This is a genomic window from Streptomyces sp. NPDC047017, assembly GCF_040644175.1.
Lineage (GTDB): Bacteria > Actinomycetota > Actinomycetes > Streptomycetales > Streptomycetaceae > Streptomyces.
Genome location: NZ_JBEYVW010000001.1, coordinates 143,632 through 165,626 on the forward strand (window position 1 = coordinate 143,632; position 21,995 = coordinate 165,626).

Below are 21,995 nucleotides of genomic sequence, written 5' to 3' on the forward strand. Positions count from 1 at the left end.
GGGGGAGGCAGGGGCGGACGATGGGGTTCTTCGACGGGCTGCTGGGGGGCCGCGCGGCCGAGTTCGACTCGGGCAGCGCCGCGTCCAACGCGATCGAACTGAGCAAACGGCACAGCCAGGTGTCCCTGACCAAGCAGGGCGCGGCCACCGGCAACCTGCGCATCAACCTGAACTGGCGGATGCGCACCTCCGACATCGGCGGCGCCGTCCGGCAGAGCCTGCTGCGCCACCCCTTCAAGGCGCTCAGGCCCCCGGAGGTCATCGGGCACAGCCAGTCCATGGTCAACGTCGACCTCGACCTCGGCTGCCTGTACGAGCTGGCCGACGGCACCAAGGGCGTCGTCCAGCCGCTCGGCGGCTTCCTCGGTGACGTGAACGGGCCGCCGTACATCAAGCTCAGCGGCGACGACCGGTTCGGCTCCGCCTCCGGTGAGACGATCTACGTCAACCTCGACCACCGCGACGACATCAAGCGGCTGCTGGTCTTCGTCTACATCTACGACCAGACGCCGGCCTTCGACCGTACCCACGCCGTGGTCACGCTCTACCCGAGCAACGGGCCGCGCATCGAGATCGGCCTCGACGAGCGCCATCCCCAGGCCCGCTCCTGCGCGGTGGTCCTGATCGAGAACGTGAAGGACGAACTCGTGGTCCGCCGCGAGGTCAAGTTCGTCTACGGCTTCCAGTCGGAGCTGGACCGCCTGTACGGCTGGGGCCTGCAGTGGGGGCGGGGTTACAAGAACGCCGACCGCTAGGGCCTGTCGTCCGGCGGAACCCGCTACCGGCCCCGGCGTGAGCCGCTCACCGGCCGATGAACTGCGGCCCCTGCGGCGGCAGCCGGAACTCCGGGTCCGGCGCCGGCGCGGGCGGGTAGCCGTAGGCCGGCTGCGGGTACCCGTAGGCGGGCTGGGCCGCGGGCGCGGCCGAAGGCTGCTGCGGGTACCCGTAGGCGGGCTGCTCCGGCGGCAGCGGCTGGGCGACCTGCGCCGTCACCCCGTCCGCGCCCTCGGGCGCCGCGGCGGGCTGCCCCTGCGCCTCCTCCGACTCGTCCACCGAGATGCCGAAGTCGGTCGCCAGCCCCTTGAGGCCGTTGGAGTAGCCGTCGCCGAGCGCCCGGAACTTCCAGCCCTCACCCCGCCGGTACAGCTCGCCGCAGAGCATCGCGGTCTCCCGGCCGGTCTCCGGCTTGATGTCGAAGCCGGCCAGCGGCTCCCCGTCGGCGACCGCGGCGTCGTAGACCAGGATGCTCAGCTCCGGCACCCGGTCGAAGGCGACGCCGTCCGCCGAGGCCACCAGCAGAATCCGGCCGACCTCGGGCCCCACGCCCCGCAGGTCCGCCTGGATCGTGTCGGTCAGCGCCTCGGCCAGCCGCCGCTTGCCGAGCCGCCACACCTTCCCCGAGGGGTGCCGCGGCTGGTTGTAGAAGACGAAGTCCTCGTCCGAGCGCACCCGGCCGTCGGGCCCGAGGAGCAGCGCCGAGGCGTCCACGTCCGGCACCCCCTGGCCGGGGGTCCAGCGCACCACGGCGCGTACGGTGGTGGCCTCCAGCGGGACGTTCGACCCCTTCAGCATCGCGCGCGTCATGCCGTCATCCTGCCTGCTCGGTCCTGGCCACGACAACGCGGGGGGCCGCGCGTCGGTGCTGTTCGGCCCGTCCCGGTTACCAGAAATTCATGCTCCCCGGGAACTTCTGTCACTGATTTGTACGTACTATTACCGGCCAGCTTTTTTCCGCCAGGGGCAATACGGGGGAGCTATATGCGTCATTTCGGGCACCTCGCTTCTGAGGTGCGGCAGCGCCTCTTCCACCGGGAACCGGCGGAGTTCACCGCCGACTCCCCGGCCCGGCTGCTCTCCGCGGCCCTGGGCGCCACCCTCTACAGCCCGGCCACCCGGCCGCGCCTCGCCGACGACATCGTCAGGCAGGCCGGGCGCGGTGTGGTCTCCATGGTGCTGTGCCTGGAGGACTCGATCGGCGACGCGGACGTGGAGCGCGGCGAGGAGAACCTCGTCAGACAGTTCGCCGCCCTGGCCGAGCTGCCCGCCGACCGGCTCCCGCTGCTGTTCGTCCGGGTCCGCGCCGCCGGGCAGATACCCGATCTGGTGCGCCGGCTCGGCCCCGCCGTGCGGCTGCTGTCCGGTTTCGTACTGCCCAAGTTCACCGGGGAACGCGGCCTGCCCTTCCTGGAGGCCGTGCAGGCCGCGGAGGCGGCCGGCGGCCGGCGTCTGTTCGCCATGCCGGTCCTGGAATCGCCCGAGCTGCTGTACCGCGAGTCACGGGTGGAGACCTTGGAGGGGATATACCGCGCGGTCGACAAGTACCGCGACCGGGTGCTCGCGCTGCGCCTGGGCGTGACCGACTTCTGCTCCTCCTACGGGCTGCGCCGGGCCCCCGACATGACCGCCTACGACGTCCAGGTCGTCGCCTCCGTCATCGCCGACGTGGTGAACATGCTGGGCCGCGCCGACGGCTCCGGGTTCACCGTCACCGGACCGGTCTGGGAGTACTTCCGGGCGCAGAAGCGCATGTTCAAGCCGCAGTTGCGGCAGAGCCCGTTCCAGGAGGTGCAGGCCGCCGAGCTGCGGGAGACACTGATCGAGCACGCGATGGACGGGCTGCTGCGCGAGATCTCCCTGGACCAGGCCAACGGGCTGCTCGGCAAGACCTGCATCCACCCCTCCCATGTCCTGCCCGTGCACGCGCTGTCCGTGGTCAGCCACGAGGAGTACAGCGACGCGGTGGACATCCTGCGCCCCGAGCGCGGCGGCGGGGGAGTGCTGCGGTCGGCGTACACGAACAAGATGAACGAGGTGAAGCCGCATCGCGCCTGGGCCGAGCGGACCCTGCTGCGCGCCGAGGCCTTCGGTGTCGCCCGGGAGGACACCGGCTTCGTGGAACTCCTCGCCGCCGGGATCCCCGGCTGACCGCCCCGCGGCTCATACGGCTCACATGTCTCACATGTCTCACAAGGAACGCATGAACAACGCAGTGAACGACGGCGTCTGGTCCGGAACCTGGGTCGCCGAGCGGCTCGGGGTGGAACTCGTGGGCGGTGACGAGCTGACGGACCTGCTCGGCCTCGCCCTGCGCCGCAACCCCAAGCGGGCCCACCTGCTCGTCTCCCACGTGCTCGGCAAGCACGTGCCGCAGTCGCCTTCGCTGGTGTACGGGCACGGCGTCGCCCTGGGCCGCCGGGTGCGCGACCTGCTGGGGGAGCGGGACGCGGGCGCCGCGGTGGTCCTCGGGTACGCGGAGACCGCGACCGGCCTCGGCCACTCGGTCGCCGACGGCCTGGGCAAGGTCACCTACCTGCACTCCACGCGCCGCCCGGTGCCGGGCGTGGCCCCGGCGGGCGGCTTCGAGGAGTCCCACTCGCACGCCACCTCGCACCTGCTGCTGCCCGAGGACCCCGCGCTGCTGGCCGGCGGCGGCCCGCTGGTGCTGGTCGACGACGAGTTCTCCACCGGCAGCACGGTCCTGAACACCATCCGCGACCTGCACGCCCGCCACCCGCGCCGGCGCTATGTCGTGGTCGCCCTGGTGGACATGCGCTCGGCGGCCGACACCGCCCGCCTGGACGACTTCGCCCGGGAGATCGGCGCCCGCGTGGACCTGATCGCCACCGCCTCCGGCACGGTACGGCTCCCGCCGGACGTCCTGGAGCGGGGCCGCGCGCTGGTGGCCCGCCACGAGCGGCCGGCCCCGGACAGGCCGGCCCCGGACAGGCCGGCCCCGGACAGGCCGGCCCCGGACAGGCCGGCCCCGGACAGGCCGGCCTCGGAGCGGACGGCCTCGGACCCGGAGGGCGCCGCCCCGCCCGCGCCCGGCCGGATCATCCGCGTCGGGCTCGGCTGGCCCCGCGGCGTCCCGGACGGCGGCCGGCACGGCTTCACGCCGGAGCACCGCGAGCGGCTGGAGCGCGCCCTGCCGGGCATGGCCGCCCGCCTCGCCGCGGCGCTGCCCCACGGCGCCCGGCGGGTGCTGGTGCTCGGCTGCGAGGAGCTGATGTACGCGCCGCTGCGGCTGGCCCGCGAGCTGGAAAGGACACCGGCGGCGCGGTCCGGCACCGAGGTCCGCACCTCGACCACCACCCGCTCACCCGTCCTCGCCGTGGACGACCCCGGCTACGCCGTCCGCAGCCGCCTGGTCTTCCCCGCGCACGACGACCCGGCCGACGGACCGGGCGAGCGCTACGCCTACAACGTGGCGGGCGGCGGCTTCGACGCGGTGGTCGCCGTCGTCGACTCCACCGCCGACACCCCCGCCCTGCACGCGCCGCACGGCCTGCTCGCCGAACTCGCCGCACACGTCCCGCACGTCCTGCTCGCCGTCGTTCCCTCGTACGTCCCCTCGTACGTCCCCGGCCCCGCCCAGGAGAGTCGCCCCATGCTGCCCGAGCCCCTGCGCGGCCCCGCCTTCTCGTCCTATCCGCCCGAGGAGGTCGGCTGGCTGCTCCAGGACCTCTCGGAGGTGACCCTGGAGGCGCCGACCGAGGAGCGCGAGGAGGCGATCCAGCGCGGCGGCGCCCACTACGCCGAGTCGCTGCCGGTGGAGTACCAGCCCAGCGCCCAGTACCAGGAGCTGTTCCACGCGGCCCTGGACGCCTCGGCGGCCCGGCTGGCCCAGGCGGTGGGCGCGGTCACCGAACTCGTCCTGGCCGAACGCTCCCCGCGCCCCGTCCTGGTCTCCCTCGCCCGGGCCGGCACCCCGGTCGGTGTGCTGATGCGCCGCTGGGCCGCCCACCGGCACGGCCTCGACCTGCCGCACTACGCCGTGTCCATCGTGCGCGGCCGGGGCATCGACGCCAACGCGCTGCGCTGGCTGGCCGCCCACCACGACCCGGCCGACGTCGTCTTCGTCGACGGCTGGACCGGCAAGGGCGCCATCACCCGGGAACTCGCCCGGGCCGTCGAGGAGTTCGAGCAGCGCGAGGGCGTCACCGGCTTCGACCCGGAGATCGCGGTGCTCGCCGACCCGGGCGCGTGCGTGCGGACGTACGGCACCCGGGACGACTTCCTCATCCCCTCCGCCTGCCTCAACTCCACCGTCTCCGGGCTGATATCGCGCACCGTGCTGCGCGCCGACCTGGTCGGCCCGGACGACTTCCACGGCGCGAAGTTCTACCGCGAGCTGGCCGGCGCCGATGTCTCCGGCGCCTTCCTCGACGCCGTCACCGCCCGCTTCCCCGAGGTCGCCGACACCGTCGACGTGGCCGTCAAGGAACTGCTGGCCGGCGACCGCACCCCCACCTGGGAGGGCTGGGCGGCGGTCGAGCGGATCAGCGAGGAGTACGGCATCCACGACGTGAACCTCGTCAAGCCGGGCGTCGGCGAGACCACGCGCGTCCTGCTGCGCCGGGTGCCCTGGAAGATCCTGGCCCGGGCCGGGGCGGGCGCCGACCTGGACCACGTACGCCTGCTGGCCGAGCAGCGCGGGGTGCCCGTCGAGGAGGTGGACGCGCTGCCGTACACCTGCGTGGGGCTGATCCACCCCCGCTACACGCGGGGCGCCACGGGCGCCGACGGCAGGGCGGTGAACCTCTGATGCCGGTGCTGGTGGCCAGCGACCTCGACCGTACGCTGATCTACTCCTCGGCGGCCCTCGCGCTGACCATGCCGGACGCCCGGGCGCCCCGGCTGCTGTGCGTGGAGGTGCACGAGAGCAAGCCGCTGTCGTTCATGACGGAGACCGCGGCCCGGCTGCTGGCCGACCTGGGCGACGAGGCGGTGTTCGTGCCCACCACGACCCGCACCCGCAAGCAGTACCAGCGCATCAACCTGCCCGGCCCGCCCGCCGGGTACGCGATCTGCGCCAACGGCGGCCACCTGCTGGTGGACGGCGTCTCCGACACCGGCTGGCACCGGCAGGTCACCGGGCGGCTGGCCGGCGAGTGCGCGCCGCTCACCGAGATCCAGGAGCACCTGCTGCGCAGCGCCGACCCGGTGTGGGTGCGCAAGCACCGTGTCGCCGAGGACCTGTTCGCCTACCTCGTGGTGGAGCGCGCGCTGCTCCCGGAGGACTGGGTGAAGGAGCTGGCCGCGTGGGCGGAGGGCCGCGGCTGGACGGTGTCCCTCCAGGGCCGCAAGATCTACGCCGTGCCGAAGCCGCTCACCAAGAGCGCGGCCGTCCGCGAGGTCGCCCGCCGCACCGGCGCGGAGCTGGTGCTCGGCGCGGGCGACTCGCTGCTGGACGCCGATCTGCTGCTGGCCGTGGACCGCGGCTGGCGGCCGGGCCACGGCGAACTGGCCGAGACCGGCTGGAGCGCGCCCGGCATCAGCGCGCTGCCCGAGCGCGGGGTGCTGGCCGGGGAGCGCATCGTACGGGAGTTCCTCGGCGCGGCCCGCGCGCACCGGTAGCACCGGCGGCACGGACCGCGCCGGGCGAGGTGCCGGCGGGCGCGGGGCGGCGGGCGCGCGGCGGTGGCCGCGTGGGTGCGGGGCGGTGGGCCTCAGCCGCAGCAGCCCCCGCCGCAGCAGCCGCCGCCCCCGCCGCCGGACCGGGGCGCGGCCGCGGGGGCGCTCGCCGAGCCGCCCACGGCGACCGTGGACAGCAGCTTGACCGTGTCGTCGTGGCCGGCCGGGCAGCTCGCCGGGGCGCCGGACTCGGCCATCGGACGGTTCAGTTCGAAGGTGTCGCCGCAGCTCCGGCAGCGATATTCGTAACGAGGCATAGCCCCAGGTTAACGGGCGTGACCGGGGTTACAGTCCTGTGCATTTCGTGTGTGTTCGTTTCTGTCCCGATCTCATGCGGAGGAATTGAAAAGGCGGCTGATAATTTTGTATGGCCGTGAGGGCCGCGCAGCGGCTGGGAGTGAGGGGGCTGGCGGCCGCGAGTGCGGCGGCTGTGTCGACCCGCGCGAGCAACACGGGGTGCGGAGGGAGACGCAGTCGTGACCGAGTCAGGGCAGGGGGAGGGACCTCCGGAGGAGGGCCACCGGCCCCGGGGGCGCCGCCGCGCCGAGCCGGGGCATGCGCCGGACACCGGGGCGCCGGTGCCCGCGGACGAGACGATGCAGCTGAACGTCGACGCGCTGCGCCGCGGGCGGCGCGCGGCCGCACGGGAGTCCGGGCCGGAGTCCGAGGAGCCCTCCGGCCGGCCGGACGAGACGATGGCGCTGCGCGTGGTGCGCCCCGAGCCCGCCGCGCAGCCGCCCAGGGGACGGACCGACCGCCGCAAGCCGCGCCGCAAGGCCGCGCCGCCGGCGGCCCTCGCCCGGCTCGCCGGCCCGCTCGGCCGGCGCCTGGCACCGGTGTGCGCGGCGCTCGCGCCGTACGCCCGGAAACTCAAGCCGGTCTACCCGCGCCCCGGCCGCACCGGCTGGCGCCGCTGGATGCCGTCCTGGCGGCAGTGGGCGGGCGCCGTCCTCTCCGGGCTGGTGGCGACCACGCTGTTCCTGGTCGCCGCCTACGCCGCCACCGACATACCGGACAACCTCAACAGTTACGCCACGCAGCAGGACAACGTCTACTTCTGGTCCGACGGCACCCCGATGGCCCGCACCGGCTGGGTGCAGCGCCAGGCGATGCCACTCAAGGACATACCCGAGGACGTCCGCTGGGCGGTGCTGGCCGCCGAGAACGAGAGCTTCTACACCGACTCCGGCATCTCCTTCAAGGGCATCACCCGCGCCCTGTGGCGCACGGTCGGCGAGGGGGACACCGAGGGCGGCTCCACCATCACCCAGCAGTACGTCAAGAACGTCTACCTGAACCAGAACCAGACCGTCAGCCGCAAGTTCACCGAAGCGATGATCTCCCTCAAGCTCGACAACAAGATGAGCAAGGACGAGATCCTGGAGGGCTATCTGAACACGAGCTGGTTCGGCCGGGGCACCTACGGCATCCAGCGCGCCTCCCAGGCGTACTACGGCAAGGACGTCAGCAAGCTCAACGCCAGCCAGGCCGCCTTCCTCGCCTCCCTGCTCAAGGGCGCCGGGCTCTACGACCCCACCCTGGGCCCGGCCAACCACGCCCGCGCCGTCAAGCGCTGGAAGTGGACCCTGGACCGCATGGTCAAGATCGGCAAGCTGTCGCCGGCCGAGCGCGCCACGTACACGACGTTCCCCGAGCCGCTCAAGCGCAACCCGCTCTCCGACACCGGCCAGCAGAGCGACTACCTCGTGGAACTCGCCACGCAGTACGCCAAGACCGCCGCCCACCTGTCCGACCGCGACTTCGACCTGGGCGGCTACCAGATCTACACGACCTTCGACCGCAAGCGGGAGGACGCGCTCACCGACGTCGTCACCAAGGCCCGCAAGAAGGGGCAGCAGGGCGACCCGTCGGCGGCGAAGACCGCCCACTACGGCGCCGCGTCGGTGGCCGGCGACGGCCGCGTCCTGGCCGTCTACGGCGGCCCCGACCACCGCACCCAGGGCTACAACGAGTCCAACGCCTCCACCGTCCCGGCCGGTTCGGCCTTCCAGCCGTTCGTCTACGCGGCCGCACTGCAGAACGGCATCGTCAAGCAGCGCGACGCGCCCCGCGCGCCCGTCTCCCCGGACACCGTCTACAACGGGGACGACGCCGTGCCCGTCAGCACCCCCGAGGGCCCCTACTGGGACCGCAGCGGCCGCAAGGTCGCCGCCCACAACGACGGCAAGAAGTCCTACGGCCCCGTCACCCTGCGCAAGGGCCTCGCCGACTCGGTGAACACGGTGTTCATGCAACTCGGCATGGACACCGGCCTGGACAAGGTGAAACAGACCGCCGTGGCGGCCGGCCTGCTCGACTCCAGCATGGGCCCGCAGGTGCCCGCGCTGTCCCTGGGCAGCTCCCGGCCGAGCGCGATCCGCATGGCCGACGGCTACGCCACCTTCGCCGCCGACGGGACGCACACCGAGCCGTACTCGGTGCGCCGGATCACCCGCAACGGCACCGCCGTCCCGCTGGAGACCCCCACGGCCCGGCGCGCGGTGGACGCCCGCGTGGCCCAGCAGGTCGACGACGCCCTCACCGACGCCTTCCGCACCGCCCACCCCACCGCGTCGTCCCGCTCGCCCGCGCCGGCCGGCAAGGCGGGCACCACCGAGGACGACACCGCCGCCTGGTACGTGGGCACCGCCGACTCGGTGTCGACGGCCGTCGTCGTCTACCGCATGGATCTGGCCAAGAGCCTGGAACCGCTGCCGTTGCGGGGGATCGCCGGAACGCCGGCCGGCAGTGTTCCGTATGACATCTGGGCAGGTGCCATGGCGCCACTGGGCTGACCCCGCGCCCGGCCGCCCCGCCCGCCCCGACGCCACCGCCGACCGACGCCGACCGCCACACAGCCCGCCGCACCCTCGCAGATTCGAGCCGCCATGAAGCCGACCCCGGGCAAGCCGACCTCCGGGCGCCGCCGCAAGGCCCCCGCGCGCCGCCGCCTCACCACCCCGCACTTCGTGACCCTGGCGGCCCTCCTGGTCGTCTCCTCGATCGTGGCGGGCTTCCTGGCGCTGCGCGGCACCGACCACACCACGCCGACCGCCTCCTCCGGCACCGGCGGCGACGCCAAGGGCCCCGCGCCCTCGGCGTCCACCGAACCCCCGTGGGACGGCAAGGTGAAGGTGCTCGGCGACGGCTCGACCTCGTACACCGGGCCGCAGACCAACACCCTGAAGCCGGTACCGCTCAAGCCGGGCGAGAAACCCCCGCAGTTCGTGGTGTTCTCCTGGGACGGCGCCCTGGAGGGCAGCGACCACCTGTTCTCGCACTACCGGGAGCTGGCCAAGGAGTACAACGCCCACATGACCTTCTTCCTCACGGGCATCTACCTGCTGCCCAAGAGCAAGAAGACGCTCTACCACCCGCCGATGCACAACCCGGGCGACGCGGCCATCGACTACCCCACCGACGAGCACATCCGCGACACCCTGGAACAACTGCGCCTCGCCTACGACCAGGGCAACGACATCGGCACCCACTTCAACGGCCACTTCTGCGGCGCCAAGGGCGGCGGCGACTGGAGCGTGGAGGAGTGGAAGAGCGAGATCGACCAGTTCTACGACTTCACCGAGAACTGGAAGACCAACACCGGCTTCACCGACATCAAGCCGCTGCCCTTCGACTTCAGGAAGGAGGTCACCGGCGGCCGCGCGCCCTGCCTGGAGGGCCAGCCCAACCTGCTCAAGGCGCTCAAGGACTACGGCTGGCGCTACGACGCCTCCTCGCCCGGCGACTTCCAGATCTGGCCCACCAAGAAGAACGGCGTCTGGGACTTCCCGCTGGAGATGCTGCCCTACGAGAACGGCAAGTTCCAGGGCCTGTCCATGGACTTCAACTTCCTCTACAACCAGTCCAACGGCGAGACCAAGGGCGACCCCGCCAAGTACCCGCAGTGGGAGAAGCAGACCGTCGACTCGTACATGGCGGGCTTCAACCGCGCCTACTACGGCAGCCGGGCGCCGCTGTTCATCGGCAACCACTTCGAGGACTGGAACGGCGGCATCTACATGAAGTCCATCGACCAGGTCATCAAGAACGTGTGCACCAAGAAGGGCGTCAAGTGCGTGTCCTTCAAGGAGATGGCCGACTGGATGGACGTGCAGAAGCCGGAGACGTTGCAGCGGCTGCGCTCGCTGGACCCGGCGCAGTCCCCGGACTGGTCCACCGTGGTCAAGTGACCACGGTAACCCCTTGGTTGCACTTGCGCACACCCTCTTCACAACCGGCGCGCGTGCCGTGCGAAGATGCGACCGCCCGGTAGGTGTACCGGCGTAGAGGGGATCATCATTGAAATCTAGGAAACTGAGCCGCAAGCGGCGCCGCGCCACCATAGTCACCGCCGCTGCCGCCTCGGTGGTCGCCGGCGTGGTGCTGGTGCCCAGCTGGAGCGCGGGCGCGGCGGTCACCGACGACCCGACGGTGGACGCGGCCACCAAGGCCACCTTCCAGAAGCTGGCCGACGCGGTCTTCACCGACCGCACCCAGGCCCTGGTCGACGACGGCAAGGGCGGCCAGGACAAGCAGGGGCACCACGAGCGGCTGTCCTCCCGCTTCTCGGGCAAGGTGCGCGTCTCCGGCACGCAGTCCCGCTACGAGGACTCCGCGCTGACCCAGCTGCGCGGCCGCAAGGACCGCCTGCGGCAGCTCGGCGAGAAGTACAGCTCGGGCGCCACCACGGTCACGCTGGACGCCACCCGGGTCAAGGGGCGCAACGCCAAGGTCGCGGTCACCGAGAGCACCACCCTCACCTACGAGAAGGTGCGCGGCAACGAGCCGAAGAACACCGGCTTCCAGGCCCACCACGAGCTGACCTTCCAGGCCGACAAGCACGGCACCTGGCAGCTCACCGGCATCCGCGACACCGACGACGGCGTGGCCGTGAACCAGCCCGCCACCCCGCCGGCCGCCAAGCCCAACACGGCCGCCGACGACGGCAACCCGCCGGACGCGCCCCGCGCCTCCACCGCGAGGAACGCGCCCGCCAAGCCGAAGACGCTCACCGGCGGCACGTACGACTACAACGCGATGGCCGCGTACGCGAAGAAGTACTGGAGCGACTACAACCCGGCCTACCCGAACTTCAACGGGCAGGGAGCCGGCGGCGACTGCACCAACTTCGTCAGCCAGTCCCTGAAGGCCGGCGGCTGGAAGCACGTCCCCGGTTACACGAACGACTTCCACAACTGGTTCGGCACCGACCAGATCCAGTCGGACTCGTTCATCGGGGTCAACGAGTTCTCCTGGTTCGCCCTGTCCTCCAAGCGGGTCACCAGCCTGCCGTACGTCTACCAGCTGGGCGTCGGTGACGTGTTGCAGATGGACTTCAACAGGGACGGGTCCAAGGACCACTCCATGATCGTCACCTACCGCAGCCCGCAGGGCGTGCCGTACGTGTCGTACCACTCCACCAACACCTACAACCGGTCGGTGGCGAGCCTCATCGCCTCCTACCCGACGGCGTACTACTACGCCTACCGCACATGACCGGTGGCTTAAGGGGGCGGGAGCCGGGCCGGCAGGACCTTCGCCTCAGTGCCCGGCTCCCCGCTCCTCGCGGATCTGCGCGACCGTCCGGGCCGCCGTCCGCCTGACCGCGTCGGTCTCCGTCAGGAAGTGCCAGTAGTCGGGATGGCGGCCCTCCAGGCCGGTCACCGCCCGCTCCAGCCGGGCGACCGCCTCGTCCAGCGGGCGGGCGTGCCGGGGGTCCGGCGTCGTCCGGCCCGTCATGGCCAGCCGCTGCGCGTCCCGGATCGCGAACCGGGTCTTCTCGATCTCGCCCTGCGGGTCCTTCTGCACCGCGTTCAGCCGCGCCAGCCGGTCACCGGCCGCCGACACCGCCTCGTCGGTGGTGTTCAGCAGCGCCCGCACCGTGGACAGCAGCGCCGTCGCGTCCGGCCAGCGCTGCGCGTCCCGCGCCACCTGCGCGTCCTTCAGCTTCGCCTCGGCCTGCCGGACGTTCTCGGCGGCCTGGTCCGGCACCTGCTGGAGGTCCTGCCAGCAGGCGGCCGTGAACCGCCGCCGCAGCTCGCTGAGGACCGGCTCCACCTGCCCGCTGCGGGTGGTCAGCGCCTGCGCCCGGGTGCGCAGCGACACCAGCCGGTGATCGATCTCGGCCGCCTTCTCCGGCAGCCGGCCGGCCTCCGCCCGGATCGCCTCGGCCTCCCGGGCCACCCGCTCGGCCCGCTCCAGGGTCGGCTGCACGCCGTGCTGTCCGGCGCCCTGGTTCAGCCGGGTCAGCTCGGGGGAGAGCGCGGCGAGCCGGGCGGCCAGGTCGTCCGCCCGCAGCCCCGCCTCGCGCACCGCGTCCAGGGCGTTGCTCGCGGCCAGCAGGGCCTGGCGGGCGCGCTCCACGGCGGGCGCGAGCCGGGCCAGCCGGGTCTCGGCCTTGTCGAGCAGCGGCCCCAGGCCGCTGCTGAAACGGTCCAGCGCCCTTGTGACGTCGAGCAGTTCGTCCTTGGCGGCGACCAGTTCGGCGCGCGCCCGGGAGGCGGCGGCCGCCTCCAGGTCGTCGCGGTCCAGGTCGGTCGCGTCGACGGCCTGGATGTAGCGCCGGCTGGCCTCGTCGATCCGCCGGCCCAGCGCCTCGAAGTCGGTGACCGCGCGGCGGGCGGCGGGGGAGTCGTCGACGGCTGTGATGGTCTCCATGGAGATCCGCAGGTCGCGCTGGGCGGTGTCCAGTTCGTAGAACGCGCTCGCCGCCGCGTCCTTGGCCGCCTGCGCCTCGGCCCGCTGGCTCTCGGCGCGGCCGCCGAACCAGCGCCGGGTGCCGCCGCCCGCGAAGGCGGCGGGCAGCGTGAGCGCGGCGAGCAGGGGCAGCCCGAGCAGGACCAGGAGGTCACGCGCGGCCGTGGCCGGTGCCGTCGGTGTCGCCCGTGCCGCCGGTGTGGCCGTCACATCCCTCTCCCGTGCCGTGGTCCGCTCCGCGTGGGCATCAGCGTCCGCGTGGAATCAGCGTCGCTTCATTCTCCCACCAGTACAGGACGAACACACGGGCCGGTCAGTTCGCCGTACGGACTGTGATGTTTCCGTCGGAGGTGTGCGCGGACACGACGTGGGAGCTGGCGTCGTCCCGGGGCACCGAGACATGGGCGGAGCCGTCCCGGGTGTCCGTGGTCACCCGGTACCCGGTGCGGGGCAGCGCGATGCTGACCGAGCCGTCCTCGGAGCGCGTGTCCACCTGGTCGGGGACGGCACCGAGTTCGAGGTGCACCGACCCGTCCCGGGTGCTGGCCCGCACCCGGCGCGAGGCGACCTCGGCGTGCACGGAGCCGTCCTCGGAGCGCAGTTCGAGGGGGCCGGTGGAGTCGGTGACGTGCACGGACCCGTCGCTGGTACGGATGTCCAGCGCGTCCCGGAAGCCGTGCGCGGCCACGCTGCCGTCCTGGTCCTGGACCTTCACGGTGATCCCGCGCGGGACCTCGACGCGGTGCTTGGCGGAGCAGCGCGTGACCAGCCCGGAGCACTTGAGCCGCAGCACCAGCCGGTCGTCCCGCATCGACCACGTCACCCGGGGGTCGTCACCGACCAGCGCCGAGCCCTTGAACCACCGGGTGACCCGCACGTCCCCCGCCTTGATGCCGTCGGCGGCGACGATCTCCAGCGAGGAGTCGTCGGAGTCCACGGTCAGGGTGCGGCCGTGCAGGGCGAAGGAGCGCTGCTCGGGGTGCTGGTCGTCGGAGGCGCCGCCGCCGCAGGCGGTGGCCGTGAGGACGAGGGCGGCGACGACGCCGGTGAGGGCGAGGGGGCGGACGGGAAGGGTGCGGGCGGCAGCGGTACGGGTGGGAGCGGTGCGGCTCATGGTGGTGGTCCCCCGGTGTGGAACGGACGCGGTTCTCGCTGGTCGGGGACGACATTAGGCGCGCCCGCCGGGGCGGGGAATCCAGTCCACTGCCGGGTTAGGGGTGGGGAAAACCCCCGTATGCCGCTCGCCCGCACGGCCCGGCACGGCGGGTGGGTGCAGCGGTACGACGAAGGCCCAGGGCCTCGGGTGTCACCTGTGAGCCTGGGCCTTCGTCCGTGTCGTACGGAGTCGTACGGGGTGGTGCTGGTCGCACTACCGGTGGGCGCGGACGGTTTCGAACCGCCGACATCCTGCTTGTAAGGCAGGCGCTCTACCCCTGAGCTACGCACCCGGGACGAGTGGACAGCCTACCCTGCCAGGGGGACTGTCCCGCAAACCCGTTGCCCTGCCCTCGCCGTCGAAGGCGACTTCGAGGACCCGGGTCACGGCGTCGCGGTTCAGCGGCCCGAACACATGGGGAAACGCGGCGCCCTCGGGCGTCCCGGGCGGCGGAACGGGCACGGCGGGCTCCCACTCCAGCCGGGCGGCGAGCCGGTCCTCGTCGATGAGCAGCGCCAGCAGCGGCCGGGGCGCGGACCGGTAGAAGGCGTTGACGACGGCCAGGGTGGTCGCCTCGTCCGGGGAGCAGTGCACGAAGCCCTCCTCGGCGAGCGAGGCGGGCGCGTAGGGGCGGTCGGGGCCGGTGCTCCACTCGGTGAGCGGCACGACGTGGTAGATCATGCGTCCTCGGCCCCTTTCCCGGGCTCCTCGGGCTCTTCCGGTCCCCCGGGTCCCTCGGGAGAAGAGTGTGCCGTACGGGTGTGCTTGAGCCGGGCGCGGGCGTCGACGCCGTCCGGGCCGGTGAACTCCGACCAGTACCGGTGGGTGGTGACGAACACCGCCAGCTCGTGCTCGCGGCGGCGGAGTTTCTCCACCTCGGCCTGCTCGTCGGCCGTCCAGCCCGGGGAGGCCGGCCGCTCGACCTTGCGCCAGCCGCCGCTGTCGCTGAACCCGTCCAGCGGCGCCACCGACCAGGGCAGCCGTTTCAGCAGGGCCGACAGCTCGGCCCGGATCTGGTGCAGCTCCTCCTGACCGGCCAGGAGGTCACTCGGAAAGTCATGGGGAGTAGCCACGCGGCAATGCTACGCCTGTTCGATTTTGGGTCGCGAGTTGCCGGGGTGGGTTCGTGTGTTCGAGTGGCCGTATCCCCGCGGCAGGCGGTCGCGTCTCCACGGCCTCTCCCCTCCGGGCAGGGCGGCGCGCGACACTGGAGCCATGTGCCGGAGTATCAAGACGCTGCGTCCGCCCGTGCTGCCCGAGGAGGCGACGCCGGAGGAGATCCGCGCGGCCGCGTTGCAGTTCGTCCGGAAGGTCTCGGGCTTCCGGACGCCCGCCGCGCACAACCGGGAGGTCTTCGACCGGGCCGTCGAGGCGGTCACCGCGGCGACCGGGGAACTGCTCGCCGGACTCCAGGTGCGCGGCCAGCGGCAGCGGCAGGGCACGGGGGCCGGTGGATGAGCGGGTAGGCGGGTGTACGACGCCCGGGCGGGGCCGGCTTACGGCGCCTGCGACGCTTCCGAGGCCCCCGGTGCCCGGCGCATCAGATACGCCGCCCCCGCGCCCGCCGCGAACAGCGCCGCCACCGACACGCACGTGGCGAGCCAGGCGGCGCCCAGCCAGCGGGTGCCGAAGTAGCCGAGGGCGACGCTGTACGCCGCCCAGGACAGGCCGGCCAGCGCCGACCAGGGCAGGAACTCGCGGACCCGGCGGTGGGTCGCGCCGGCGCTGAAGGAGACGACCGAGCGGCCGGCCGGGGCGAAGCGGGCGACGACCACCAGCGCGCCGCCGCCGCCCCGGGACAGGGCCGCGCCGAGCCGCTGCTGGGCCAAGCTGAGCCGCCGGGAGCGGGCGAGCGCGCGGTCCAGCCGGGCGCCGCCGCGCCATGCCAGCCGGTAGGCGACGAGATCGCCCAGCACCGAGGCCGTGGCCGCGCACAGCGTCAGGGCCAGGATGTCGGGCACGTCGTGCGGCACGTCGCCCGTCGTGGCGCCGCCCGCGGCAGCGGCGGCGCCCGAGCCGGCGGCGGCCGCGGTGGCCGCCGTGACGATCAGCACGCCGCTGGGCAGCAGCGGCAGGAACACGTCGAGCAGTACCGACACGGTCACCGCGACATAGATCCACGGAGTGCCGGTGAGCGCCCCCACCCTCGCCACACTCTCCAGCACCGCAGAACTCCCCGAACTCCCCCGTGGACCGGTGTGCGCCGCGATGTCGCGGGGGAGCGGCAGGGGCGGCCTGTGATCAGCCATACAGCGTACGCCGATGGTGTGACAGGTGGTTCACCGGGGGTTCGTGTGTTCGACGGGACGCTGCACCGCGGGGGCGGAGGCGGGAGCGGGGTGAGGGCGGGGGCGAGGGTGGTCCGGGCCGTACGGTCAGGCCGCCACCGGCGTCTGCTCGGGCGCGGGCCGCTCCTCCTGGGCCGAGCGCCGGGCGAACAGCCCGTCCAGGGCGAACGCCCCGGAGCCGGTGAAGACCAGCAGCAGGAAGGCCCAGCAGTACAGCACGGAGGGCTCGCCGCCGTTCTGGATCGGCCACAGCGCCACCTTCTGGTGGACGTCGAAGTAGGCGAAGGCCATGGAGCCGGAGGCTATGAGCGCCGCGCCGCGGGTGCCCAGGCCCAGCAGCACGAGGGCGCCGCCGACCAACTGGATCACCGCCGCGTACCAGCCCGGCCAGGTGCCGGCCGCGATCGTGCCGCCGTGGCCGCCGGCCGCGCCGCCGAGCACGCCGAAGAGCGAGGCGACGCCGTGGCAGGTGAACACCAGGCCCACGACGACCCGGAACAGGCCGAGGGCGTAGGGCTGTGCGGAATTGAGGCGTCCGGTCAGGCCGGCCATGGGGGAACTCCTTCGGTTGGCCGGCCCGGGGAGGGGGCCGGCTGGGGACGAATCCGAACGGGGGAGCTAGGTTAGGTCGACCTAACTAGAACTTGCAAGTTCAACATTCGGCCACCCCGTGGGCGGTGCGGGAGGTCCGTTGGTGGCGGTACGGCGGGAATTGGGAGGAGTGCGGCAACCACTGATGGGGTGGACAACTGGGCGGATAACGGGGTGTACCAGCGACTGGACCACCGGCCGGCCGGAGTGCCGTCCGGGAATCGCCGTCGACTGCGGCCGGAACCGGCCACCCCTCGCCGCCTGCACCGGGCCTCTTCCGGCCACGGCCGTGCCGTACGACCGCCCGGCGCCTCGGGAGCGAACTGGCCGCCGAACCAGGCGCCGCCCCCGGGTGCCGGACGGCCGGTGGCTCGACATCGCACCCGCGCCGCCCGGCCGGCGGCCCGCATCGGGCGATCGCTTCCGGCCGGGGGAGCACCGGCCGAAAGAATCGGGTGCGGGGCGACGGCGGGGGGAGAGGGGCGGCGGCAGGGGAGGGGAGAGGGGTGGCCGGGCGGCGGCCGGTCAGCAGTCGGCCAGGTAGCGCTGGAGCGCGCTCTTCTCCGCCGAGTCGACCGAGAGGTCGTAGTAGTACTTCACCTGGACCCAGGCGCGTACGTAGGTGCAGACGTACGCCGAGCGGGACGGCACCCAGGTGGCCGGGTCCTGGTCGCCCTTGGACTGGTTGACGTTGTCGGTGACCGCGACGAGCTGCGGGCGGGTCAGGTCGTTGGCGAACGCCTGGCGCTGCGCGGTGGTCCACTTGCTCGCGCCGGAGTCCCACGCCTCGGCCAGCGGGACGAGGTGGTCGATGTCGAGGTCGGAGGCGGCGGTCCAGGTCGCGCCGTCGTAGGGCGAGTACCAACTGCCGCTCTTGGCGGCGCAGGCGGAGTCGGTGGTGACGTTCGTGCCGTCCCGCTTGAGGACCGTCTCGCGGGTGTCGCAGGTGCCGCTGATGGTGATCCAGTGCGGGAAGAGGTCGCGGTCGTAGCCGGTGCGGTTCTCGGCGGCCACGGTGAGGGAGGCCAGGTAGGTGCGGGCGGTGGCGGCGCTGACCGGGGTGGGGAGGGCGGCCGAGGCGGCCGGGGAGTCGAAGAGGACGGCGGAGGCGATGAGGGCGGTGAGGGCGGTGAGTATGCTCAGCCGTCGACGCGCGTAGCACCTGGGCATGCGAACTCCCTTGCGGGGTGGGGGTTTTCGGGCGCGGGCGAGGCAAGACTCGCGGCGCCGGATTGCGGGGAGGCGTGCGTGCGGTAAGAAGTTAGTGACGCGCGCATGACACGACAAGGTCTGTGGCGGGGTCCGTGCCGCGCGTGCGGCGAGGGGTGTACGGGGCGCGGCGGGGGAGCGTGCGCGGGCCCGGCGGGGTTTCGTGTCCGGATGTCCGTTCGCGTACGATGGGCGGCGCAGAAGGGGAGTAGCTCTTCGCCGGACCGTCGACATACTGCTCAGCTCGCTGAGCCGGCGCCCGGAGGCGGACCTCGGACCGGAAGGCCGGGTCGGCCAGCGAGACCTTCGGTACAGCAGTGCACACCCGTGCCCCACGGCACGGCCGACCGTGTGCTGCCCTGCCGAGGTCTCATCGCACAGTCGCAGCACTCTCGGCGGGGTGGCCCCGACCGATTGAGGAACAGTGATCAGTCTCAGTGTCCTGGCGCTCGTCTTCGGCGTCGTCTTCCTCGCCGAACTGCCGGACAAGACGGCCCTCGCCGGGCTCGTCCTCGGCACCCGCTACCGCGCCTCGTACGTCTTCGCCGGCGTCGCCGCGGCCTTCCTGCTGCACGTGGTGCTGGCCGTGGCGGCGGGCAGCGTGCTGACGCTGCTGCCGCAGCGGATCGTGCACGCGCTGACCGGCGTGCTGTTCCTCGCCGGGGCCGCGGTGCTGCTGCTGAAGAAGGGTGACGACGAGGAGGAGGTCCGGCGGCCCGCGGACCAGTCCTTCTGGCGGGTGGCCGGCACCGGCTTCATGCTCATCCTGGTCGCCGAGTTCGGTGACCTCACCCAGATCATGACGGCGAACCTCGCCGCCCGCTACGACGACCCGCTCTCCGTGGGCCTGGGCGCGGTGCTGGCCCTGTGGGCCGTGGCCGGGCTGGGCATCGTGGGCGGGAAGGCGCTGATGAAGCGGGTGCCGCTGGGGCTCATCACCAAGATCGCGGCCGTGCTGATGCTCGCGCTGGGCGTGTGGGGCCTGTGGGAGGCGGTCGCCTGAGCGGGGGTGGTGGCGGGATGCCCGGCTTGTTTTGTACCGTAGAGAAACAAAGTGGCTCCCGTCCGCTCTCCCCGACCGGCGGGCGGGGCCGCCTTGTCCCTGCGGGGCCGCGGGCCGCTCCCGGTCCCGCCGAGGGCCGCCAGGGACCCACCCGTACGTCCCACCGCCCCCCTTGGAGCTGCTGATGACGGCCACCGCCGTGCTCACCGCCCGCGCCCTCCTGCTGGACATGGACGGCACCCTCGTCAACTCCGACGCCGTCGTCGAACGGATCTGGCGGCGCTGGGCCGACCGGCACGGGCTGGACGGCGACGAGGTGATGAAGGTCGTCCACGGCCGCCAGGGACACGCCTCGATGGCCCTGCTGCTGCCGGACCGGCCCCGGGAGCACCACCTCGCCGACAACGCCCGCATGCTCGCCGAGGAGACCTCGGACATGGACGGCGTGGTGCCGATCGCCGGGGCGGCCGGCTTCCTCGCCGCCCTGCGCGGACTGCCGCACGCGCTGGTGACCTCCGCCGACGTGGCCCTGTCCACGGCCCGGATGGCCGCCGCCGGGCTGCCCCTGCCGGACGTGCGAGTCACCGCCGAGTCCGTCGGCGCCAGCAAGCCCGACCCCGAGGGCTTCCTCAAGGGCGCCGCCGAACTGGGCGTCGCCCCCGCCGACTGCGTGGTCTTCGAGGACTCCGGCGCGGGCATCGCCGCCGGGCGCGCGGCGGGCATGCGCGTCATCGGCATCGGCCCGCGCGCGGCCGCCCACCGCCCGGACGCGGTGGTACCGGACCTCACACGGGTCCGGGTGGAACGGGCGGAGGACGGGGGCGTACGGCTGCGCGTGGGCTAGCCGCCTGCGGGCACCTGCCCGGTTGTTCAGTACGTCTCCGTACGTCTCAGTACGTCTCAGTACGTCTCCGACTCCAGGCTCGCCCGGGTCGCCGGGCCGTAGACGCCGAGGCCGTCCGAGGTGATGCCGCGGGCCCACTGGTAGGTGCGTACGGCGTCCTCGGTGCGCTGGCCGTAGCTGCCGTCGACACGGTTCGTGTAGAGGCCCAACTCCGCCAGCCGCTGCTGGAGTTCGGCCACCCCGGGGCCGTGGTCCCCACGGCGCAGGGAGGGGCCGGGCGCCGCCGGGGCGCTGGAGCGGGTGCTCGTCGCCGCGGTCCGGGTGGGCGCCGTGGGGTGCGCCCCGGGTACGGCGGTTGCCGTGGCGGACGGTGACGGCGGGGCCGTCGTCGCCGAGGGCGACAGGGACGGTGACGGGCTCGCGCCGTGCGAGGGCGAGGCGCTCGCCGACGCGGACGCCGACGGCGAGGTGGTGGGCGCGGCGGAGACCGGGGGCGCGGTGGCCGGGTCCGTGTGCGGCTCGTCCGGGACGCCCGCGCGCACCTCGTGGGCGCCCGCGTCGTCCCGGGCCGGGGACTCGTAGGAGAAGAGCCCGCTCGCGTACCCGGCCGCCGCGACGACGGCGGCCACGGCGGCGGTGACGGCGAGCAGCGCGAGGGGCCGCCGCCGGCGCCCCGGCCGCCGCCCGGCCTCCCCGCCCGCCTCCTCCGGGACCTCCGCGCGCCCGCCCCCGGAGTCGAAGAGACGCAGGTCCGCCGGGCTCGGCTCCCCCGCCCGCCGCGCCGGCGGCGCGGGCAGCGTGCCCGCGCCGACCGCGCGCAGCGGCATCGTGGCCTCCACGGCGGGCACCGGCCGCGTCTCCGCGTCCGCGGCTGCCGGGTCCGCGGCCGCCGGAGCGGGCCCGGGGCCGGGGTGTCCTGCCGTGGGCCGAGGGGGCGGCGGACCTGTGGGTGTGCCGGGTGCCGGGGTGCCGGTCCCTGCCCCGGTGGGTGTGCCGGACGCCGGATTGCCGGTTCCCGGCCTTGCGGTGGCGCCGGACCCGGGCTGTCCCGCCGTACCGGAGGAGTGCCACGGTCGCTGCGGCGCGGGCTCGCCGGGCCCCGGGTGTCCCGCCGTGGAGCCGTCCCCGCCGCCGGGCGCCTCCGCGCTGCCGGAGCCGTCCGTGCCGCCCGCATGGCCGGTGCCGCCCGCCCGGCCCGCGTCGCCCGTGCCGCCGGTGCCGCCCGCCTGGCTCTTACGGTCCGCGTCGCCCGCACGGCGGCCGGTGCCGCCCGCCTGGCCCGTACGGTCCGCGTCGCCCGTACCGCCCGTACCGCCCGTGCCGCCGGTGTCGCCCGCCTGGCCCGTGCCGTCCGTGCCGCCGGTTCCGCCCGCCTGGCCCGTACGGCCCGTGCCGCCCGTACCGCCGGTTCCGCCGGTTCCGCCCGCCCGGCCCGTATCGCCGGAGTGGCCCGTGCCACCCGCGTGGCCCACGCCCCCCGCGTCCCCCGAGCGGCCCGCACTCCCCGCACCCCCCGGAAGCTCCACATACGGCCGTATCCGCAGGGGATCGAAATCCTCCGCTGCCGCGGCCGCCGCCGTGCGGGTCTCGTGGAGGGTGGCGGCCGCGCGGGGGCCGCAGGCGCACGACGGGGAGTTGTCCGGGCCGCGGGGTGCCGCGCACTCCGGGCAGACGTGCCCCCTGGGCTCTTCCACGCGTGGGTCCCCTCCCGTCCGGACTCCAAGGATTATGCAGATTCTCTCCACACGCCCTCCCCGAAGCCCCCGGAATGGCGGTCTCCGGGTAGGTCCCAAC

At 73.6% G+C, this 21,995-nt stretch carries 20 protein-coding genes and 1 tRNA gene; 10 read left to right on the forward strand and 11 right to left on the reverse strand.

The window, feature by feature from the left end; translation table 11 throughout:
- Positions 1-20 precede the first annotated feature (20 nt).
- Positions 21-755, forward strand: coding sequence for a Tellurium resistance (locus ABZ858_RS00805; RefSeq protein WP_361370549.1), 735 nt, complete (start codon positions 21-23; stop codon positions 753-755).
- 46 nt (positions 756-801) lie between these two features.
- Here ABZ858_RS00805 and ABZ858_RS00810 read toward each other — a convergent pair whose 3' ends face one another.
- Complete coding sequence (locus ABZ858_RS00810) at positions 802-1,584, reverse strand: TerD family protein (protein WP_361370552.1); 783 nt, start codon at positions 1,582-1,584, stop codon at positions 802-804.
- Positions 1,585-1,758: 174 nt separating this feature from the next.
- On the opposite strand from ABZ858_RS00810, the gene ABZ858_RS00815 reads away from it, so the two are divergent.
- Genes ABZ858_RS00815 through ABZ858_RS00825 form a run of 3 tightly spaced genes read left to right on the forward strand, consistent with a single transcriptional unit; the run spans position 1,759 to position 6,357 of the window.
- Positions 1,759-2,925, forward strand: coding sequence for an HpcH/HpaI aldolase/citrate lyase family protein (locus tag ABZ858_RS00815; RefSeq protein ID WP_361370555.1), 1,167 nt, complete (start codon positions 1,759-1,761; stop codon positions 2,923-2,925).
- A 52-nt stretch (positions 2,926-2,977) separates the two neighbouring features.
- Positions 2,978-5,545 carry a phosphoribosyltransferase domain-containing protein gene (locus tag ABZ858_RS00820; RefSeq protein WP_361370558.1) on the forward strand — a complete coding sequence of 856 codons (2,568 nt, stop codon included), beginning with the start codon at positions 2,978-2,980 and terminating at the stop codon, positions 5,543-5,545.
- Positions 5,545-6,357, forward strand: coding sequence for an HAD family hydrolase (locus ABZ858_RS00825; protein WP_361370561.1), 813 nt, complete (start codon positions 5,545-5,547; stop codon positions 6,355-6,357). Before ABZ858_RS00820 ends, ABZ858_RS00825 begins: the two co-directional genes overlap by 1 nt.
- Before the next feature lie 92 nt (positions 6,358-6,449).
- On the opposite strand, the gene ABZ858_RS00830 is transcribed toward ABZ858_RS00825, so the two are convergent.
- Complete coding sequence (locus tag ABZ858_RS00830; RefSeq protein ID WP_361370564.1) at positions 6,450-6,671, reverse strand: zinc ribbon domain-containing protein; 222 nt, start codon at positions 6,669-6,671, stop codon at positions 6,450-6,452.
- Between the two features lie 339 nt (positions 6,672-7,010).
- Between ABZ858_RS00830 and ABZ858_RS00835 the strand changes: the two genes are divergently transcribed.
- The 3 genes from ABZ858_RS00835 to ABZ858_RS00845 all read left to right on the forward strand — a co-directional run bounded on the left by ABZ858_RS00835 (position 7,011) and on the right by ABZ858_RS00845 (position 11,910).
- Positions 7,011-9,209 carry a transglycosylase domain-containing protein gene (locus ABZ858_RS00835; RefSeq protein ID WP_361371890.1) on the forward strand — a complete coding sequence of 733 codons (2,199 nt, stop codon included), beginning with the start codon at positions 7,011-7,013 and terminating at the stop codon, positions 9,207-9,209.
- A gap of 93 nt (positions 9,210-9,302) precedes the next feature.
- Positions 9,303-10,604 (forward strand): hypothetical protein, encoded by a 1,302-nt coding sequence (locus tag ABZ858_RS00840; protein WP_361370567.1) that lies wholly within the window; start codon positions 9,303-9,305, stop codon positions 10,602-10,604.
- A 175-nt stretch (positions 10,605-10,779) separates the two neighbouring features.
- A complete protein-coding gene (locus ABZ858_RS00845; RefSeq protein ID WP_361371893.1) occupies positions 10,780-11,910 on the forward strand; it encodes an amidase domain-containing protein in 1,131 nt (376 codons plus the stop codon).
- A gap of 45 nt (positions 11,911-11,955) precedes the next feature.
- On the opposite strand, the gene ABZ858_RS00850 is transcribed toward ABZ858_RS00845, so the two are convergent.
- The 5 genes from ABZ858_RS00850 to ABZ858_RS00870 form a co-directional block, all read right to left on the reverse strand.
- Positions 11,956-13,320, reverse strand: coding sequence for a hypothetical protein (locus tag ABZ858_RS00850; RefSeq protein ID WP_361370569.1), 1,365 nt, complete (start codon positions 13,318-13,320; stop codon positions 11,956-11,958).
- Between the two features lie 103 nt (positions 13,321-13,423).
- A complete protein-coding gene (locus ABZ858_RS00855; RefSeq protein WP_361370571.1) occupies positions 13,424-14,224 on the reverse strand; it encodes a DUF4097 family beta strand repeat-containing protein in 801 nt (266 codons plus the stop codon).
- Between the two features lie 262 nt (positions 14,225-14,486).
- A tRNA-Val gene (locus ABZ858_RS00860) sits at positions 14,487-14,558 on the reverse strand.
- On the reverse strand, positions 14,549-14,947 hold the full coding sequence (locus tag ABZ858_RS00865; RefSeq protein WP_361370574.1) for a DUF952 domain-containing protein: 399 nt from the start codon (positions 14,945-14,947) through the stop codon (positions 14,549-14,551). Before ABZ858_RS00865 ends, ABZ858_RS00860 begins: the two co-directional genes overlap by 10 nt.
- The gene (locus ABZ858_RS00870) at positions 14,944-15,339 is read right to left on the reverse strand and encodes a hypothetical protein (RefSeq protein WP_361370577.1); all 396 of its coding nucleotides are present in this window, start codon (positions 15,337-15,339) and stop codon (positions 14,944-14,946) included. Before ABZ858_RS00870 ends, ABZ858_RS00865 begins: the two co-directional genes overlap by 4 nt.
- A gap of 142 nt (positions 15,340-15,481) precedes the next feature.
- Here ABZ858_RS00870 and ABZ858_RS00875 point away from each other — a divergent pair, with 142 nt between their 5' ends.
- Positions 15,482-15,724 carry a DUF2277 domain-containing protein gene (locus ABZ858_RS00875; RefSeq protein WP_361370580.1) on the forward strand — a complete coding sequence of 81 codons (243 nt, stop codon included), beginning with the start codon at positions 15,482-15,484 and terminating at the stop codon, positions 15,722-15,724.
- A 38-nt stretch (positions 15,725-15,762) separates the two neighbouring features.
- Here the strand turns inward: ABZ858_RS00875 and ABZ858_RS00880 are convergent, their stop codons facing one another.
- The 3 genes from ABZ858_RS00880 to ABZ858_RS00890 form a co-directional block, all read right to left on the reverse strand.
- Positions 15,763-16,431: a VTT domain-containing protein gene (locus ABZ858_RS00880; RefSeq protein WP_361370582.1), complete on the reverse strand. Its 669-nt coding sequence runs from the start codon at positions 16,429-16,431 to the stop codon at positions 15,763-15,765.
- A 210-nt stretch (positions 16,432-16,641) separates the two neighbouring features.
- Complete coding sequence (locus tag ABZ858_RS00885; RefSeq protein WP_361371896.1) at positions 16,642-17,097, reverse strand: DoxX family protein; 456 nt, start codon at positions 17,095-17,097, stop codon at positions 16,642-16,644.
- Between the two features lie 573 nt (positions 17,098-17,670).
- On the reverse strand, positions 17,671-18,315 hold the full coding sequence (locus ABZ858_RS00890; protein ID WP_361370585.1) for an HNH endonuclease family protein: 645 nt from the start codon (positions 18,313-18,315) through the stop codon (positions 17,671-17,673).
- Between the two features lie 463 nt (positions 18,316-18,778).
- Here ABZ858_RS00890 and ABZ858_RS00895 point away from each other — a divergent pair, with 463 nt between their 5' ends.
- Together ABZ858_RS00895 and ABZ858_RS00900 are read left to right on the forward strand one after the other, a co-directional pair.
- Positions 18,779-19,357: a TMEM165/GDT1 family protein gene (locus tag ABZ858_RS00895; RefSeq protein WP_361370588.1), complete on the forward strand. Its 579-nt coding sequence runs from the start codon at positions 18,779-18,781 to the stop codon at positions 19,355-19,357.
- Positions 19,358-19,541: 184 nt separating this feature from the next.
- Complete coding sequence (locus ABZ858_RS00900) at positions 19,542-20,201, forward strand: HAD-IA family hydrolase (protein WP_361370591.1); 660 nt, start codon at positions 19,542-19,544, stop codon at positions 20,199-20,201.
- A 56-nt stretch (positions 20,202-20,257) separates the two neighbouring features.
- Here ABZ858_RS00900 and ABZ858_RS00905 read toward each other — a convergent pair whose 3' ends face one another.
- Positions 20,258-21,673, reverse strand: a complete 1,416-nt coding sequence (locus tag ABZ858_RS00905) for a peptidoglycan-binding domain-containing protein (RefSeq protein ID WP_361370594.1) — start codon at positions 21,671-21,673, stop codon at positions 20,258-20,260.
- Positions 21,674-21,995 lie beyond the last annotated feature (322 nt).